Consider the following 16,595-nt stretch of genomic DNA (forward strand, 5'->3'; position numbering starts at 1 on the left):
GGCCGGTGATGTCGTCCGCGGCCTTGTCGTTTCGCGAACGATTGTCAACAGACGCAAGGAATTCGATCGGTCGAACAGCCGGGGTTTTTGCCCTCAGTTGGGCGCTTGAATCCGGGTCTTCCCTTGATACGCTGCGTGCAGGCCGAGGGGCTTGGGCCCCTCCTTGTCAAGTCACGCAGAAGTGTTCAAAGAGGAAGAAAACCCATGTCGATCAGCGCCATCGAATCCGTCCTGCAGCAGATGCGCGTCACCGCGCTCAATACGGGCATCGCGCCCGCGAGCGCCGCGCCCGCCGAGGCCGGTGGCGGCTTCGCCGCGGAGCTCAAGCGCTCGCTCGCCAACATCAGCAACGCCCAGCAAGGCGCCTATGCGCAGGCCGAGTCCTTCGAAATGGGCAAGCCCGGCGTGGCGCTCAACGACGTGATGGTCGACCTGCAGAAGGCCAACGTGGCGTTCCAGACTGGTTTGCAGGTGCGCAACCGCCTGGTGGGCGCCTACCAGGAGGTGATGAGCCTGCAGGCCTGATGAGAGGGGGTTGTGGCTCCCGGCGGCACCGGGAACTTTTTTGTACGCCGCCCTAAATGTTTGAAAGCTCCGGCCGATAACCAAATCAACGATGGCTTGAGTCTCACAGTGGAAGCGGGTCCAGCGTTACGGCCGAAAGCCGGAGTCCACAACCTTTTTTCATCAATCAGGAGTCGAACATGGCGCAAGTCATCAACACGAACAGCCTTTCTCTGCTCACGCAGAACAACCTGAACAAGTCGCAAGCGGCACTGAACAGCGCCATCGGCCGCCTGTCGTCGGGCATGCGCATCAACAGCGCCAAGGACGATGCAGCCGGCCAGGCCATCGCCAACCGCTTCACGGCCAACATCAAGGGCCTGACGCAAGCAACGCGCAACGCCAACGACGGCATCTCGATCGCTCAAACGACCGAAGGCGCACTGACCGAAGTCAACAACAACCTGCAGCGCATCCGCGAACTGTCGGTGCAAGCCGGCACGGGCACGAACTCGGCAACCGACCTCGACTCGATCCAGGGTGAAATCACCCAGCGCCTGGACGAAATCAACCGCGTGTCGAACCAGACCCAGTTCAACGGCGTCAAGGTTCTGTCGGCCAACGCCGGCAAGCTGACCGTGCAAGTCGGCGCGAACGATGGCGAAACCATCGACATCGACCTGCAGGAAATCAGCGCCAAGACCCTGGGCCTGGACGGCTTCAACGTCAACGGCAAGGGCGTGTCGGCCAACACCAAGGCCAACGTCAACGACCTGACCAAGGCCGGCGCTACCGGCACGGGCCCCTACACCGTGACGACCAGCTTCGCCAAGGTGACGGCCGAGCAGGCAGTCGACGCCATGCAAGACGGCAACACCGCCGTCGTGGGCACGACCACCTACAAGTACGACGCAACCGCCGGCAACTTCACCACGACCGCCACGGTCGCCACCGGCGGCCCCACCACGGCTTTCGCCGCGACGCTGCTGCCGACGGCCGGCAACAAGTTCACCGGTACCTTCACGGGCGCCTCGGGCTCCACCAACTTCGAAGTCGACAGCGCAGGCGCGATCACGATCGGCGGCCAGGCTGCCTACATCTCCGGTGGCAACCTGACGACCAACAACGTCGGCGCTCCTCCGGCAGCCACCGCAGCAACGCTGTTCGGCGGTGCCGACACCGGCGCCGGCGCTTCGAGCATCAAGCTCAACGGCACGACCTACAACTTCGCTGCCGGCGCCAACTCCGGCTTCACGTACACCAAGACGGTGTCGAAGGACGACGTCAAGACCGCCGTTGCCGGCGCTGCTTCCACGGTCAACCTCGGCCAAGGCATCTTCGCCTCGACTGTGACGTTCGCTGCGGCCGGTGGCCTGTCCAGCGACACGTACATGGACAACGACAAGGCAATGACCAAGACCGCGTCGTACACCACCGACTACGCCGTCAACGCAGTCAACGGCGAAGTGACCGTTGCCTCGACGACCGGTACCGGCAAGTACGCTGCCCAAGTCGGCGCTACGGCATACATCAACTCGGCCGGCAAGCTGACCACGGACACGACCAGCAAGGGCACCAAGACGGTGGACCCGCTGGCTGCCCTGGACGCGGCCCTGGCCAAGGTCGACACGCTGCGCGGCTCGCTGGGCGCGGTGCAGAACCGTTTCGACTCGGTGATCGCCAACCTCGGCACCACGGTGACCAACCTGTCCTCGTCGCGTTCGCGCATCGAAGACGCCGACTACGCGGTTGAAGTGTCGAACATGACGCGCGCCCAGATCCTGCAGCAAGCAGGTACCTCGGTGCTGTCGCAGGCCAACCAGACCACGCAAGGCGTGCTGTCGCTCCTGCGTTGATCGACAGGGTCTAGTTAGTCAGTAGCAAGGAAATGCCGGGCCCCTCCCGAAAGGGTGGGGTCCGGTGGGCGCAGGCAACCGGAGCAAGCCGGAGCCGCCTGCGCTGTCCTCTGCGGCCATGCCCCGACAGGCGAGGCCGCAGAGGACAGCGAACCCAGCAAGACAAGGTGGAAATGATGTTGAACCCCGTGCCGGCGAATTCCGTGAAAGACAGCCAGTGGACGCAACTGCTCATCGGCGGCGTTGCGGGCGCCGGCGCGCGCGGCGCGGCCACGGCCGAGAAGGACGACGCGAAGGAAGACGCGACGCCGGTGCAGGTGGAGCACGCGGTGCGCCAGGTGAATGCGGCCCTCGAGCTGCGCGAAGTGGGCTTGCAGTTCGAGGTCGACCAGGACACCGACAAGGTCATCGTCAAGGTGGTGGACCGCGCCAGCGGCGAGGTCATCCGCCAGATCCCCAATGAAGAAGTCGTGCGCATCGCGAAGCTGATGAGCGACGGCAAGGGCCTGCTGGTGGACCACGCGGCCTGAGGCCGCGACACGCGGTTCTTCACTCGCCAGCGGCAGCACTCTCAAATACAGGACAGGAAAGCATTCAAATGGCAACCATCAGCAGCCTCGGCGTCGGCGCCAATCTCGACCTCGCAACCTTGCTCACGAAACTCGAGACAGCCGAGAGCCAGCCCCTGGTGGCGTTGCAGGCCAAGGCCAAGAGCTACACGAGCAAGCTGTCCGCCTACGGCACGATCCAGAGCGCGCTGAGCACGCTGCAGGCGGCCGCCAAGAAGCTGGGCGACCCGACGCTGTTCCAGAGCGTGACCGGCACGCCCACGATCAGCGGCATCCTGTCCGCGTCTTCCACCGACGTGAGCTCGGCCGGCAACTACACCATCGACGTGGGGCAGCTCGCGCAGGCACAGACGCTGGTCAGCGCTGGCCAGGCCGATTCGAAGACCGCCATCGGCAGCGGCAAGATCACCATCGACTTCGGCGCCATCACGGGCGGCACGCTCAACGCCACGACCGGCCAGTACACCGGCGCCACCTTCGCCGCGGACGCGAGCCAGCCCGCCAAGTCGATCACCATCGATTCGAGCAACAACACACTGGAAGGCATCCGCAAGGCGATCAATGACGCCAATGCGGGCGTGACGGCCGCCATCGTGAATGACGGCAGCGGCACGCCCAACCGCCTGGTGCTGACCTCCTCGGCGACCGGCGAGAAGTCGAGCATGCGCATTTCGGTGGACGGCGACGCGGCGCTGCAGAGCCTGCTGAACAACGACCCGGCCGGCACGCAGAACCTGAAGCAGACGGCAGCGGCGCAGAACGCCAAGCTCAACGTCAACGGCATCGACGTTACCAGCGCGACCAATACCGTGAAGGACGCCATCCAGGGCACCACGCTGACGCTGGTGGGCACCGGCAAGACCGGCCTGGCGATGAAGGAGAACTCGGCCGGCGTGAAGACGGCGATCAACGATTTCGTGAAGGCCTACAATAGCCTGCAGAGCACCGCCAAGACGCTGACCGCCTACGACGCCGACACCAAGACGGCCGCCGCGCTGGTGGGCGACAGCACGCTGCGCAACCTGCAGACGCGCATCCGCCAGGCGCTCACCACGCCGCAGGCCGGCGGCGCCAACGACATGAAGGTGCTCACCGAGATCGGCGTGGCCTTCCAGAAGGACGGCACCCTGGCCGTGGACTCCGACAAGCTCGACAAGGCCCTGGCCGGCAACCTGAAGGGCGTGGCCAACCTGTTCTCCAGCGCCACCGGCAGCACTGGCGGCTACGGCAAGCAGATCGACGCGATCGTGACCGACCTCAACGCCAACGCCCTGAAGGTGGCCAGCGACGGCGTGACCTCGACGATCAAGAAGCTCGACGACCAGTACGACGCGATGCAAGTGCGCGTGGACGCCACGGTCGACCGCTACCGCAAGCAGTTCAACCAGCTCGACGTGCTGATCAACAGCCTGAACAACACCAAGAACTACCTCACGCAGCAGTTCGAGGCAATGTCGAGCAGCAGCAAGTAAGCATCCGGAGCACCAGCAGATGTACACGTCCCACAACATGCGCACCGGCGCCGGTGCCTACGCACGCGTCGGCGTGGAAACGAGCGTGATGAGCGCGTCGCCGCACCAGCTCATCGTCATGCTCTTCGACGGCGCCAAGACCGCCATCGGCATGGCCAGGTATCACATGGCGGCCGGCGAGATCGAAGCCAAGGGCAAGGCGATCTCGAAGGCCATCGGCATCGTGGACAACGGCCTGAAGGCCGGACTCGATGCGCAGGCAGCCGGCGAGGCCGGTGCCGAACTCGTGGGCAACCTGTCGGCGCTGTACGACTACATCGTCCAGCGTCTGTTCCGGGCCAACCTGCACAACGACGTGCAGTCCCTGGACGAGGCCGACCGGTTGCTCGAGAACATCGCTTCCGCCTGGCGGGAAATCGATGACCGGGCTCGCGGCTGATCCGCGAAAGCAATTGCAGACAGGGAAAGACAGGAAAAAGATGGTAGTCCGGAGTGAGATCGTTCATTGCTACGAGGAGCTTGCCTCCAGCGTCTCTTTGATGCTGGAACTCGCACGCGACAAGGATTGGGGCCGCCTGCCCGAGCTCGAGGCCCGTTGCTCGGCCATCGTCGACCGGCTCAGGGTCATCGAGTCCACAGGGACGCTGGAGGCGGTGGAAGTCGAGCGGGTTCTGTATCTGCTCGACCGCATCCGCGTCGAGCAGACCGAGGTGTCGGACCTGATCAAGCCGCAGCTCGACGAGCTCATCAGCCGCATGGGCTATCTCAGCCAGCAGAAGAATCTGGGCAGGGCCTACGGGCTGACGCACTGATGGCTGCCTGAGAAAGAAGCGTCGCGACCATGAGTGCACTTGCCGGACTTGTCGATGCATTGCTTGCCGCGCGGCTGACGCCGCGACTGGACGTGCTTGGCATCAAGCCCGAGACCGCCATCGGTGCTCCGGGCCCGGCTATTGCGGTCGGCAAGGTCGCGAACGATGTGCGGCTGCCCTCCAACGCGGCGCTCGACCGGCAGATTCCGGCCGGGGGCTCGGGCGGAGCGGCGCATGCGTCTTCAGGGGCGGGGCCTTCGGCCGCGACGCAGCTTTCGCTGGCGGCGCGTGTCATTGGCGCTGTGCTGGCAGACCTGCAGGCGGAACCGGGGCCGGTGCGCGGCGCCGCGCCGTTGTCGGCGGGCCGGCAGCCCGCGAGCGCTCAGGCGCTGGCAGGCACGCTGGCGCAGACGGTGTCGAACAGCGGGCTCTTCTACGAGTCGCACCTTGCGGAGTTCGCCGCGGGCGGACGCTCGCTGGCGCAGATGGCGCAGGAGCCGCAGGCAAAGTGGTCCGTGCCGCTGGCTGCCGCGAGGCCGGCGGCCGCGGCTGCCGTGGCGCAGGCTGTGCTGGCCGACATGCCTGAGATGGCGCCTGCGATGACGACGGCTGCCGGAGCACCCGCTGCTGCCGCAGTGGCACAAACTTCGGCCGCCGTTCCTGGCGCGGTGGTGCCGAATGCGCCCGCCACGGCTGCGGCGCCCGATGCCAGGCCGAATCCAGGTAGTTCCGCACCTTCTGGTATGCCCGGCATGAGCGACGCTTCCGGCGCGGCCGACGGTGCGCCGTCTGCCGATGTCGCGCGTGTGCAGGCGGCCTATCGCCAGCCTGAAGCTTTGACTGCCGACGCCATTCAGGCGCATCGCGCGAGCCAGGCGGAAGCTGCAGCACGCCAATCCGACAGCCCGGGCGCCCCGCTTGCATCGCGCAGCGCGAACAGTGCCGAAGTGATACATCCGCAAGCGGTGGCGCTCGTGCACCAGCAGCTCGATTTGCTGGCCAGCGCCAATTTCCGCTGGAGCGGACAGGCCTGGCCCGATGTGCCGATGTCGTGGTCGATCGAGGAAGAGCAACGGCAGTCCGACGCACATGGCGGCGCGGCTCCGGAAGACGAGGCCACGCGCCGCTGGTCGACCACCGTGTCGCTGGTGCTGCCGCGCCTGGGCGAGGTCGACCTGCGCCTGAGCCTGACCGGCGCCAGCGTGCAGGCACACCTGTCAGCCCGCGAGGCCGACACCATGGCGCGCCTGCGAGGCGACGCCGGCCGGCTGACCCAGCGTTTCGAGGCCGCCGGCCTGCAGCTGCAGCAGTTGCAGGTCACGGCGAAGGCCTATGCATGAACGGCGCGCCCGCCAACCGGAACAGCGCGGTCGCGCTGTCCTATGCGGACAAGACCAAGGCACCCGTCGTCGTGGCCAAGGGCTATGGCGTGGTCGCCGAATCGATCATGCGGGAGGCGCGCGAGAACGGGCTGTATGTGCACGCGTCCGCGGACCTCGTGAAGCTCCTGATGCAGGTCAATCTCGACCAGCAGATCCCGCCGCAGCTCTATCGCGCGGTTGCCGAAGTGATGGCATGGATCTATGGCTTGGAAGGCCAGGGGGAGTCACACCCCGGACACCAATTGAAAACCTAATCTATTCGAATGCATGAAGATATACAGCATTCAAATAATTAACTGCAATTTCACATGTTACACATGTAATAGTATTTCTCAATACGATTTGCAAGATGAATAAATTATTGACGAAAAGGGCCTTCGGTAACAAGTGGTTTCAATGCTGAGAATCACTTGCATCAGCGCGGATTCCCCCTCTGTACGAGGGAGAGTCCCTTCCCCCTTGTCAGATTTTTCCTACATTTTTTGCCGAGATTCTTAGCAGATACTTCAAAGTGTAAAACTTTGTGTATATAATGTATACACGATTGATTGGAGCACGAAGTGGACGTGAAATCGGAAATGGAAATAGACGTGGAAAATTGCAATCCCAGTGCAAACGGTGTGATTTCGAAAGAAATCGGCGAGATTAATCTGGCCTATATGCTGCTTGCCCAGAAGCTGGTCAAACAAGACCGGGCAGAGGCCATGTTTCGCCTCGGAGTGGGGCGCGAGCTCGCCGATTTGCTGGCGAACATGTCGCTCAGCCAGATCGTCAAGCTGGCTGCATCCAACTTCCTGTTGTGCAGCTTCCGGCTGGATGACCGCCCGATGTTCGCGGTGGTCGGTGAGGGCAAGGAGCCCGCGCTGCAGCAGGCGCACATGTCGATCCTGATGGCGGCGCGCCAGGCGCAGTCGCAAGTGGGGTCGGCATCGCAGATGCGCGAACCTGGAGCGGCGGCCGCATGACCCGCAAGAGCGTCCTTGGCGAAGTCCGAGAGGTGCAGCTCGCGGTCGAGCTGATCGGGCTGGGTGCCCGCTTGCAGTTCCTGGAAGCTGCCGTCGCGTTGAGCCGGGAACGCTTGATCCGCCTGTACAAGGAACTCAAGGGCGTCTCGCCGCCCAAGGGCCTGCTGCCGTTCTCTACCGACTGGTACATGACCTGGCTGGCCAACATCCACTCGTCGATGTTCTACAACATCTACCGCTTCATGCTCGACGAGGCGGACGAGAGCGAGTTGCCCGCGCTCATCAAGGCCTACCGCCTCTACACCGAGCAGGTCGGCTCGCAGGGCGGCGAGGTGGTGCTCGACTTCACCCGCGCCGAGACGATGGTGCGCTTCTTCGACAGCGACATGCTGCAGCTGAGCACCTGCTGCCGGTGCGGCGGCCACTTCGTGGCGCATGCGCACGACAACAAGAACGGTTATGTGTGTGTCCTGTGCCGTCCGCCTTCGCGCGCGGGCAAGGCACGAAAGCCCAAGGTCGCCGAGGTGCGGCGGGGCGGATTGATCTCCGTGGGGCCGGTGCTGGACATCGGGGGCGCGGTCTAGGTAAGCACCCTGCGCCACGGCGTGGGGTTTTTGGTTTGACGCCCGAGGGCGATAGGGGAAGCGCGTGCTGGTTCTGGTTGGATATCTCGTGGTGATCGGTGCCGTGTTCGGGGGCTATGGCCTCATGGGCGGGCACTTCGGCGTCCTGTTCCAGCCAGTGGAGTTGCTCATGATCGGCGGCTCCGCGCTGGGTGCCTTCATTGCAGGCAACAACGGCAAGACCATCAAGGCGACCATCAAGGAACTGCCGCTCCTGCTGCGCTCCTCCAAGCACAACCGCCAGCTCTACATGGACCTGCTGGCGCTGCTGTACGAGCTGCTCGCCAAGGCCCGCAAGGAGGGCATGATGAAGCTGGAGGCCGACGTCGAGGACCCGGGCTCGAGCGAAATCTTCCTGCGCTATCCGAACATCATTGCGCACGAGGGCGTCACCGTCTTCCTGTGCGACTACCTGCGCCTGGTCATCAGCGGCAACACCGACGCGCACGAGATCGAGGCGCTCATGGACCACGAGATCGAGACCATCCGCCACGAGGCCGAAGTGCCCGGCCACAGCCTCTCGCGCGTGGCCGACGCGTTGCCCGCGCTGGGCATCGTCGCCGCCGTGATGGGCGTGGTGCACGCGCTCGCCTCGGCCGACCTGCCGCCTTCGGAAATGGGCGCGCTCATTGCCCACGCGATGGTCGGCACCTTCCTGGGCGTGCTGCTGGCGTACGGCTTCGTGTCGCCGCTGGCCACGCTGGTCGAACAGAAGGTGGAAGAGGGCATGAAGATCTACCAGTGCGCCAAGGTCACGCTGCTGGCCAGCCTCAATGGCTACGCGCCGCAGCTTGCGGTGGAGTTCGGCCGCAAGGTGCTTTTCTCGACGGAGCGCCCATCGTTCACCGAGCTGGACGACCACGTCCGCGAGGTCAAGGCGCGCTGACGCCCCGCCGAGAGAAGAGCGAACAAGCGAGCGACCATGAGCGAAGGCAAGCCCCAGATCATCATCAAGCACGTCCACAAGGGCGGGGGCGGCGGCCATCATGGTGGCGGCTGGAAGATCGCGTATGCCGACTTCATGACGGCCATGATGGCTTTCTTCCTGGTCATGTGGCTGCTGTCCATATCGAGCCCCAAGCAGCGCGAAGGCATTGCCGAGCACTTCCGCATGCCGCTGCGCGTGGCGATGCATGGCGGCGACAAGTCCAGCCTGAGCACCAGCATGATCCCCGGCGGCGGCGCCGACGTGATGCATGTCGAGGGTGAGGTCAAGCAGTCCGACGCCGAGGAAGAAGCCGACGCGAGCCGCCTGGCCGCGATGAAGAAGCAGCTCGACGAGCTGATCGAGAAGAGCCCGGTGTTCCAGCAGTTCCGCTCTCAGATCCTGATCGACATCACCACCGAGGGGTTGCGCCTGCAGATCGTCGACACGGAGAACCGCCCGATGTTCGAGCTGGCCAGCGCCCGCGTGGTGCCGCACATGCGCGCCATCCTGCGCGAGCTGGCACCGGTGCTCAACGGCCTGCCCAACAAGCTGACGCTGTCGGGCCACACCGACGCCATCGTCTACACCAACGACAAGACCTACGGCAACTGGGAGCTGTCGGCCGACCGCGCCAACGCCTCGCGCCGCGAGCTCGTGTCCGGCGGCATGGTCGAGGGCAAGGTGCTGCGCGTGATCGGCCTGGCCGACAGCATGCACCTGGACCGCGCCGACCCGCGCAACCCGATCAACCGGCGCATCAGCATCATCCTGCTCAACCACAAGACCCAGGAACGCATCGAGCGCGAGAACAGCAGCGACGGCGGCAGCAGCACGCGTGTCGGCAAGCTGCCTGCCGCGAACAGTGCGCCCAAGGCCGTGGCGACGACGGAATAACAACGCAGACAACCCAGGGGACGGCGCCAGCGCCGGCCCGGAGCAACGAGATGGACCTCAGTCAATTCACCCAGGCATTCTTCGTCGAAGCCATCGAGCTTCTCGCGGAGATGGAGCAACTGCTGCTGGAGCTCGACGTCGAGTCTCCCGACAGCGAGCAGCTCAATGCCATCTTCCGCGCCGCGCACTCCATCAAGGGCGGTGCGGCGACGTTCGGTTTCACCGCCTTGACCAACACCACGCACGTGCTCGAAACGCTTCTGGACCGCGCCCGCCACGGGCAGCTGAGCCTGAACGGTCGAATGATCGATGCATTTCTGGAAACGAAGGACGCCTTGCAAGAACAACTCACCGCATACCAGGCCGGCCAGGAGCCGAACCCTGACATGGTCGCGCACATCTGCGGCGTGCTTCAGCAACTCGCGCTGGAAAGCGGCGACGAAAGCCTTGCGGCGCACGCTGCAGCCACCGCGGCTGCACCCGCGCCCGTGGCGGCTCCGGCGCCCGCGCCAGTCGCCGCGGCGGCACCGGCCGAGGCCGCAGCGCCCGCCACTCCCGCCGGTGGCGGCGTGCTGCGCATCCGCTTCGCCCGCCTATCGGACAGCGAATGCGACCTGCTCGCCGGCGAGCTCTCCAATCTCGGCAAGGTGATCTCGCGCACCCGCACCAACGACCAGCTGACGGTGCTGCTAGAGACCACCTGCGACCCCGATGACATCGTTGCCGTGTGCTGCTTCGTCATCGACGAATCGCAGATCGACATCACGCGCGAAGCGGCTGGCGCCGTGGCGGCGCCAGAGCCTGCGGCGGCGGCACCGGCCGAGGCGCCCGCGAAGGCACCGGCCGTGGTCGCTGCTGCCGCGCCCGTCGTGCAGGCCGCGCCGGCCGCGCCGGTGGCGGCAGCGCCCGCTGCGGCGTCCGCCGCCAAGGAATCCAGTTCCATCCGCGTCGACGTGGAGAAGGTCGACCAGCTCATCAACCTCGTGGGCGAACTCGTCATCACGCAGTCGATGCTCACGCAGGCCGCGACCATGCTCGACCCTGTGGCCTACGAACGCTTCCTCAGCGGCCTCGGCCACCTGGAGCGCAACGCGCGCGACCTGCAGGAATCGGTCATGTCCATCCGCATGATGCCGATGGACTACGTGTTCAGCCGCTTCCCACGCGTGATCCGCGACGTCAGCGCCAAGCTGGGCAAGCAGGTGCGCCTGGACACCTACGGCAAGGAAACCGAACTCGACAAGGGCCTGATCGAACGCATCGTCGACCCGCTCACGCACCTGGTGCGCAACAGCCTCGACCACGGCATCGAGACGCCCGAAGTGCGCCTGGCCAAGGGCAAGGACGCCACCGGCCAGCTGCTGCTGTCGGCGCAGCACCACGGCGGCAACATCGTGATCGAGGTGAGCGACGACGGCGCCGGCCTCAACCGCGAACGCATCCTGGCCAAGGCCATGCAGCAGGGCATGGCGGTCAGCGAGACCATGCCCGACGAGGAGGTGTGGCAGCTCATCTTCGCGCCCGGCTTCTCCACCGCCGAGCAGGTCACCGACATCTCGGGCCGCGGCGTGGGCATGGACGTGGTCAAGCGCAACATCCAGGAAATGGGCGGCCATGTGGAAATCCACTCGCGCGGCGGGCAGGGCACCACCACGCGCATCGTGCTGCCGCTGACGCTGGCCATCCTGAACGGCATGTCGGTGAAGGTGGGCGACGAGGCCTACATCCTGCCGCTGAGCTACGTGATCGAGTCGCTGCAGCCGCTGCCGGAGCACCTGCATTCCATCACCGCCGACGGCCACGTGATCCGCGTGCGCGGCGAATACCTGCCGCTGATCGAGCTGCACCGCGTGTTCGACGTGGCGGGCGCGCAGACGCATCCGACGCAGGGCATCCTGGTGATCGTGCAGGCCGACGACAGCCGCTTCGCGCTGCTGGTCGACGAGCTGCTCGGACAGCACCAGGTGGTGGTGAAGAACCTGGAAACCAACTATCGCAAGGTGCCCGGCATCTCCGCCGCCACCATCCTCGGCGACGGCAGCGTGGCCTTCATCATCGACGTGGGCGCCATGCCACGGATCCAGCGCGCGCAAGCCGCGAGCGCGGCTGCCCTGGCGGGAGCCGCCCGGAGGACCGACGCCATCGCACTCTGAGCCCCACGGAGACAGCTGAATGCGTTTCGACTTCTTTAGACGCTCCGGTTCCGGCGACGCCAATGGCGCAGACGGCACCGAAGCCACGCGCGGCCAGGATGCCGGCGCGAATGGCCATGTGGCCTACGCCATGCTGCTCGATGCGCAGCGGCGCGTCGTCGGCTACCGGCTGGCCTGGCGCCCGGCCGGCGAGCAGGCGGCCGCCCAGGCGGGCTCCGGCGTCAAGGCGCTGATGGACACGGCGGCGCAGCACCTCAACCCCGAGGACGGCGGCTGGCAGCTCGGCGCCATGCTGCTGTTCGTGGATGTCTCGGTCGACGCGCTGTTCCAGAGCGAACTGCAGTCGCTGCCGGCGCAGAGCGTTGTGCTGTGCATGGACAAGGAAGACCTGATGGATGCCGAGTTGCGCTCCATCCTGCTGTTCCTGCGCGAACAGGGCTTCGGCTTCATGCTGCGCGGCGCCACGGCGCTGCCGGAGGACCCCGAGCTGCGCGCCATCGTCACCCACTTCGAGGTGGACGCGCTGGACGCCGACACCGTTGTGCGCGTGCGCCAGGAAACCCAGCAGGGCCATCCGCCGGTCGAGCTGGTGGCGCCCCGCGTGAACACCTGGAAGGAATTCGACGCCTGCGCCGCGCGGCGCGTGAACGTGTTCATCGACGGCGCGTTCCGCAATCCGCCGGTGCGCGACGTGGACGACGCCCTGCAGCCAGAGTCATTGCTGATCGTGCAGCTCATGCAGATGATCCAGCGCAACGAAGACGTGCGCGTCATCGAGGCCGCACTCAAGCACGACGCGGCGCTCACCTACCGGCTGCTGCGCTACATCAATTCGCCATCGGTCGGCATGGCGGTGGAAATCCACTCGCTGCGCCATGCGGTGGCCATGCTCGGCTATTCGCCGCTGTACCGCTGGCTGTCGCTGTTGCTGGCCACCAGCAACAAGGCCAGCTCGCCCTTCATGATGAAGAAGGCCATCCTGCGTGGCCGCTTCGTCGAGCTGATGGGGCAGGGCATGCTGCCGCCCAGCGAATCCGACAACCTGTTCGTGGCGGGCATGTTCTCGCTGCTCGACCAGCTGCTGGGCGTGTCGATGGAAGGCGTGCTGCGCAAGGTGCAGCTCACCGAGTCGGTGCAGCAGGCCATCCTGTCGCGCGGCGGCCTTTACGGCCCGTTCGTGGCGCTGGCCGAGAGCTGCGAGCTCGACGACGGCCAGGCCTCGCGACTGGCGGAGGCGCTTTTCCTGAGCGCGGCGCAGGTCAACGCGGCGCAACTCTCGGCGCTGGTGTGGTCCCAGGACGCGAGTCCGGCCGCGGCGGGCCCCTGACATGACATTGAAAGTGCAGGGCTTTTGTGCGTCTGATCGCTCCATTGGAAACGGGGAGCGCTATGTACATTGAAAGCCATGCTTCCAGGCTGGCTGTGAATAACGAGTTCCTCTTTACCGATAGCGACTTCTCCAGAATCCGGACCCTCATCCATCGCCGCGCCGGCATCGCCCTTGGCGACCAGAAGCGGCAGATGGTGTACAGCCGGCTCTCGCGTCGCCTGAGGGAGCTTCAGCTCCCGGAGTTCTCCACGTACCTCGACTGGCTGGAGTCCAGCGCGGATGGTGGGGAGTGGCAGTTGTTCATCAACTCGCTGACCACCAACCTGACATCGTTCTTCCGCGAGGCACACCACTTTCCGGCGTTGGCCGCGCATGTGCGCAAGATGCCGCAGCCGGTGACGGTGTGGTGCGCGGCGGCGTCGACCGGCGAGGAGCCGTACTCGATCGCCATCACGCTGATGGAGGCGCTGGGCGACAAGGCGGGTTCGGCGCGGGTCATCGCGACCGACATCGACACGGCTGTGCTTGCCAAGGCCGCGGCCGGCGTGTTCACTACCGAGCAGGTCGCGCGGCTGTCGCCGGAGCGGCTGCGGCGCTTCTTCAACAAGGGCACGGGTGCCAACGCCGGCAAGGTGCGCATCCGCCCCGAGGTGGCCGCGCTGGTGAAGTTCTCGCGGCTCAACCTGCTGGACAGCGCCTGGCCTGTGAAGGAGCCGGTCGACGCGATCTTCTGCCGCAACGTGATGATCTATTTCGACAAGCCGACGCAGAAGAAGGTGCTCGACCGCTTCGTGCCGCTGCTCAAGCCGAACGGGCTGCTGTTCGCCGGGCATTCGGAAAACGCGTCGCTGGTCAACCAGGCATTCAAGTCGCTCGGCCAGACGGTGTACGAACTGGCGCGCACGCGCGCCCCGGGCGCGGCATGAGCAATACCAGCCCCAGCGCGCCGGATTCGGTGGCGAGCCACCACTACTTCGACCGCGACGTTGGCCACAAGGCGGTGAAGCTGCTGCCATCGGAGTACTACGTGACGGCGGACGACACCGTGCTGAGCACGGTGCTGGGCTCCTGCGTGGCCGCGTGCCTGCACGACGCCGAAGCCGGCGTGGCCGGCATGAACCACTTCATGCTGCCCGACGACAGCGAGTCCGGCATGCGCGACCCGGTCGACTCCATGCGCTACGGCACCTACGCAATGGACGTGCTGATCCGCGAGCTGGTGCGCGCGGGCGCGCGCCGCGACCGGCTGCAGGCCAAGGTGTTCGGCGGCGGCGCTGTGCTGGCCAACATGACCACGCTCAACATCGGCGACCGCAACGCGGACTTCGTGCTGCGCTATCTGCGCACCGAGCGCATCGAGGTCGCCGCGCAAGACCTGCGCGGGCCGCACGCGCGGCGCGTGTACTTCATGCCGGCCACCGGCAAGGCGATCGTGCGCAAGCTGCGTGCGCAGACGGAAGTCCGGTCGATCCAGCGCGAGGAGGGCGAACTGCTGCGCAGTCTGTCCGGCCTGCGCGCGGTGCCCGACCTGGAGAAAACAAGCAATGCCCTGGGCGCCCGCATGGCGCCCGTGGCCGCCATCAAAGGAAACCGGTGAGCGTCAAGAAAATAAAAGTGCTGTGTGTCGACGATTCGGCGCTGATCCGCAGCGTGATGACCGAGATCATCAACAGCCAGAGCGACATGACCGTGGTGGGCACGGCGGCCGACCCGCTGGTGGCGCGCGACCTCATCAAGGTCACCAACCCCGACGTGCTCACGCTCGACGTCGAAATGCCGCGCATGGACGGCCTGGAGTTCCTCGAGAAGCTCATGCGCCTGCGGCCGATGCCGGTGGTCATGGTGTCCTCGCTGACCGAGCGGGGCTCGGAGATCGCGCTGCGCGCGCTCGAGCTGGGCGCCATCGACTTCGTGACCAAGCCGCGCCTGGGCGTGCGCGACGGCCTGCTCAACTACACCGAGCTGATCGCCGGCAAGATCCGCACGGCCGCCAGCGCGCGGCTGCTGCCGAGCCGGCAAGCGGCGGCGGCCAGGTCCGCGTCGGACGCGCCGCAGGAGTCCCTGCTGCGCAGCCCGCTGCTCAGTACCGAGAAGCTGATCATCATCGGCGCCTCCACCGGCGGCACCGAGGCCATCCGCGAAGTGCTGCAGCCGCTGCCGCCCGATTCGCCCGCGGTGCTGATCGCGCAGCACATGCCGGCCGGCTTCACGCGTTCGTTCGCGCAGCGCCTGGATGGCCTGTGCCGCATCAACGTCAAGGAAGCGGAGCACGGCGAGCGTGTGCTGCCGGGCTATGCCTACATCGCGCCGGGCGGCTTTCACCTTTCGCTGGGCCGAAGCGGCGCCAACTACGTGGCGCACCTCGACCAGGAGCCGCCGGTGAACCGCCACCGCCCGTCGATCGACGTGCTGTTCGATTCGGCCGCCAAGTACGCGGGCAAGAACGCCATCGGCATCATCCTGACCGGCATGGGCAAGGACGGCGCCGAGGGCCTGCTGCGCATGAAGCGCGCCGGCGCCCACACGCTGGCGCAGGACGAGGCCAGCTGCGTGGTCTTCGGCATGCCGCGCGAGGCCATCGCGCTGGGTGCGGTGGAAGACGTATCCCCCCTGAGTGAAGTGAGTCGCCGGGTTCTGGCGCACCTTCGCACGTTCGGCGAACGTGCGAACCGAGTTTGAAAATCGACCTGTTGGAGTTGGAAATATCGTGATCGACAAGAGCATCAAAATCCTGGTTGTGGACGACTTCCCGACCATGCGCCGCATCGTGCGCAACCTGCTGAAGGAACTGGAGTTCCTCAACGTCGACGAGGCCGAGGACGGCGCGGCCGGTATCGAGAAACTGCGCGGCGGCAATTTCGGCTTCGTGGTGTCCGACTGGAACATGCCGAACATGGACGGCCTGACCATGCTGCAGACCATCCGCGCCGACCCCGAGCTCAAGAAGATCCCGGTGCTGATGGTCACGGCCGAGGCCAAGAAGGAAAACATCGTGGCGGCCGCGCAGGCGGGCGCCAACGGCTACGTGGTGAAGCCCTTCACCGCCGCCACGCTCGAAGAGAAGATCACCAAGATCTTCGAGAAGCTGGCCAAAGAGGCGGCCTGAC

At 65.8% G+C, this 16,595-nt stretch carries 18 protein-coding genes; all 18 read left to right on the plus strand.

What is annotated here, in order from left to right; genetic code table 11:
• Positions 1–204 precede the first annotated feature (204 nt).
• The gene (gene fliE, locus ACWV14_RS08270) at positions 205–525 is read left to right on the plus strand and encodes a flagellar hook-basal body complex protein FliE (RefSeq protein WP_081271454.1); all 321 of its coding nucleotides are present in this window, start codon (positions 205–207) and stop codon (positions 523–525) included.
• A 179-nt stretch (positions 526–704) separates the two neighbouring features.
• On the plus strand, positions 705–2,360 hold the full coding sequence (locus tag ACWV14_RS08275; protein ID WP_422085478.1) for a FliC/FljB family flagellin: 1,656 nt from the start codon (positions 705–707) through the stop codon (positions 2,358–2,360).
• Positions 2,361–2,533: 173 nt separating this feature from the next.
• Entirely contained in the window at positions 2,534–2,890 is a 357-nt protein-coding gene (locus tag ACWV14_RS08280; protein ID WP_422085479.1) for a flagellar protein FlaG, read from the plus strand.
• A 68-nt stretch (positions 2,891–2,958) separates the two neighbouring features.
• Positions 2,959–4,401 (plus strand): flagellar filament capping protein FliD, encoded by a 1,443-nt coding sequence (gene fliD / locus ACWV14_RS08285; protein WP_454907382.1) that lies wholly within the window; start codon positions 2,959–2,961, stop codon positions 4,399–4,401.
• A 19-nt stretch (positions 4,402–4,420) separates the two neighbouring features.
• Positions 4,421–4,840, plus strand: coding sequence for a flagellar export chaperone FliS (gene fliS / locus ACWV14_RS08290; RefSeq protein WP_422085481.1), 420 nt, complete (start codon positions 4,421–4,423; stop codon positions 4,838–4,840).
• Positions 4,841–4,880: 40 nt separating this feature from the next.
• Entirely contained in the window at positions 4,881–5,213 is a 333-nt protein-coding gene (locus tag ACWV14_RS08295; protein ID WP_454907381.1) for a flagellar protein FliT, read from the plus strand.
• A gap of 29 nt (positions 5,214–5,242) precedes the next feature.
• Positions 5,243–6,553 (plus strand): flagellar hook-length control protein FliK, encoded by a 1,311-nt coding sequence (fliK, locus tag ACWV14_RS08300; RefSeq protein WP_454907380.1) that lies wholly within the window; start codon positions 5,243–5,245, stop codon positions 6,551–6,553.
• Positions 6,550–6,849 (plus strand): EscU/YscU/HrcU family type III secretion system export apparatus switch protein, encoded by a 300-nt coding sequence (locus tag ACWV14_RS08305; RefSeq protein WP_422085484.1) that lies wholly within the window; start codon positions 6,550–6,552, stop codon positions 6,847–6,849. The genes fliK and ACWV14_RS08305 overlap by 4 nt, the downstream gene beginning before the upstream one ends.
• Positions 6,850–7,173: 324 nt before the next feature.
• The gene (flhD, locus tag ACWV14_RS08310) at positions 7,174–7,560 is read left to right on the plus strand and encodes a flagellar transcriptional regulator FlhD (RefSeq protein ID WP_454907843.1); all 387 of its coding nucleotides are present in this window, start codon (positions 7,174–7,176) and stop codon (positions 7,558–7,560) included.
• Positions 7,557–8,144, plus strand: coding sequence for a flagellar transcriptional regulator FlhC (gene flhC / locus ACWV14_RS08315; protein ID WP_081271448.1), 588 nt, complete (start codon positions 7,557–7,559; stop codon positions 8,142–8,144). Before flhD ends, flhC begins: the two co-directional genes overlap by 4 nt.
• A 64-nt stretch (positions 8,145–8,208) precedes the next feature.
• Positions 8,209–9,069: a flagellar motor stator protein MotA gene (motA, locus tag ACWV14_RS08320; RefSeq protein ID WP_454907379.1), complete on the plus strand. Its 861-nt coding sequence runs from the start codon at positions 8,209–8,211 to the stop codon at positions 9,067–9,069.
• A gap of 36 nt (positions 9,070–9,105) precedes the next feature.
• Entirely contained in the window at positions 9,106–10,005 is a 900-nt protein-coding gene (gene motB, locus ACWV14_RS08325) for a flagellar motor protein MotB (protein ID WP_454907378.1), read from the plus strand.
• 50 nt (positions 10,006–10,055) lie between these two features.
• Positions 10,056–12,158 carry a chemotaxis protein CheA gene (cheA, locus tag ACWV14_RS08330; protein ID WP_454907377.1) on the plus strand — a complete coding sequence of 701 codons (2,103 nt, stop codon included), beginning with the start codon at positions 10,056–10,058 and terminating at the stop codon, positions 12,156–12,158.
• Between the two features lie 19 nt (positions 12,159–12,177).
• Positions 12,178–13,485: an EAL and HDOD domain-containing protein gene (locus tag ACWV14_RS08335; protein ID WP_454907376.1), complete on the plus strand. Its 1,308-nt coding sequence runs from the start codon at positions 12,178–12,180 to the stop codon at positions 13,483–13,485.
• Between the two features lie 95 nt (positions 13,486–13,580).
• The gene (locus tag ACWV14_RS08340) at positions 13,581–14,414 is read left to right on the plus strand and encodes a CheR family methyltransferase (RefSeq protein ID WP_422085489.1); all 834 of its coding nucleotides are present in this window, start codon (positions 13,581–13,583) and stop codon (positions 14,412–14,414) included.
• Positions 14,411–15,085, plus strand: coding sequence for a chemoreceptor glutamine deamidase CheD (cheD, locus tag ACWV14_RS08345; RefSeq protein ID WP_454907375.1), 675 nt, complete (start codon positions 14,411–14,413; stop codon positions 15,083–15,085). The genes ACWV14_RS08340 and cheD overlap by 4 nt, the downstream gene beginning before the upstream one ends.
• The gene (locus tag ACWV14_RS08350; protein WP_454907374.1) at positions 15,082–16,167 is read left to right on the plus strand and encodes a protein-glutamate methylesterase/protein-glutamine glutaminase; all 1,086 of its coding nucleotides are present in this window, start codon (positions 15,082–15,084) and stop codon (positions 16,165–16,167) included. The genes cheD and ACWV14_RS08350 overlap by 4 nt, the downstream gene beginning before the upstream one ends.
• A gap of 31 nt (positions 16,168–16,198) precedes the next feature.
• Positions 16,199–16,594 (plus strand): chemotaxis response regulator CheY, encoded by a 396-nt coding sequence (cheY, locus tag ACWV14_RS08355; protein WP_422089148.1) that lies wholly within the window; start codon positions 16,199–16,201, stop codon positions 16,592–16,594.
• Position 16,595: the final 1 nt, after the last annotated feature.

The sequence above is a fragment of the Variovorax durovernensis genome, assembly GCF_977011995.1.

What these genes read in the sequence shown, in the direction of transcription:
- fliE (WP_081271454.1), top strand. Translation starts at nt 205, where the DNA reads ATGTCGATCAGCGCCATCGAATCCGTCCTGCAGCAGATGCGCGTCACC.
- ACWV14_RS08275 (WP_422085478.1), top strand. Translation starts at nt 705, where the DNA reads ATGGCGCAAGTCATCAACACGAACAGCCTTTCTCTGCTCACGCAGAAC.
- ACWV14_RS08280 (WP_422085479.1), top strand. Translation starts at nt 2,534, where the DNA reads ATGATGTTGAACCCCGTGCCGGCGAATTCCGTGAAAGACAGCCAGTGG.
- fliD (WP_454907382.1), top strand. Translation starts at nt 2,959, where the DNA reads ATGGCAACCATCAGCAGCCTCGGCGTCGGCGCCAATCTCGACCTCGCA.
- fliS (WP_422085481.1), top strand. Translation starts at nt 4,421, where the DNA reads ATGTACACGTCCCACAACATGCGCACCGGCGCCGGTGCCTACGCACGC.
- ACWV14_RS08295 (WP_454907381.1), top strand. Translation starts at nt 4,881, where the DNA reads ATGGTAGTCCGGAGTGAGATCGTTCATTGCTACGAGGAGCTTGCCTCC.
- fliK (WP_454907380.1), top strand. Translation starts at nt 5,243, where the DNA reads ATGAGTGCACTTGCCGGACTTGTCGATGCATTGCTTGCCGCGCGGCTG.
- ACWV14_RS08305 (WP_422085484.1), top strand. Translation starts at nt 6,550, where the DNA reads ATGAACGGCGCGCCCGCCAACCGGAACAGCGCGGTCGCGCTGTCCTAT.
- flhD (WP_454907843.1), top strand. Translation starts at nt 7,174, where the DNA reads ATGGAAATAGACGTGGAAAATTGCAATCCCAGTGCAAACGGTGTGATT.
- flhC (WP_081271448.1), top strand. Translation starts at nt 7,557, where the DNA reads ATGACCCGCAAGAGCGTCCTTGGCGAAGTCCGAGAGGTGCAGCTCGCG.
- motB (WP_454907378.1), top strand. Translation starts at nt 9,106, where the DNA reads ATGAGCGAAGGCAAGCCCCAGATCATCATCAAGCACGTCCACAAGGGC.
- cheA (WP_454907377.1), top strand. Translation starts at nt 10,056, where the DNA reads ATGGACCTCAGTCAATTCACCCAGGCATTCTTCGTCGAAGCCATCGAG.
- ACWV14_RS08335 (WP_454907376.1), top strand. Translation starts at nt 12,178, where the DNA reads ATGCGTTTCGACTTCTTTAGACGCTCCGGTTCCGGCGACGCCAATGGC.
- cheD (WP_454907375.1), top strand. Translation starts at nt 14,411, where the DNA reads ATGAGCAATACCAGCCCCAGCGCGCCGGATTCGGTGGCGAGCCACCAC.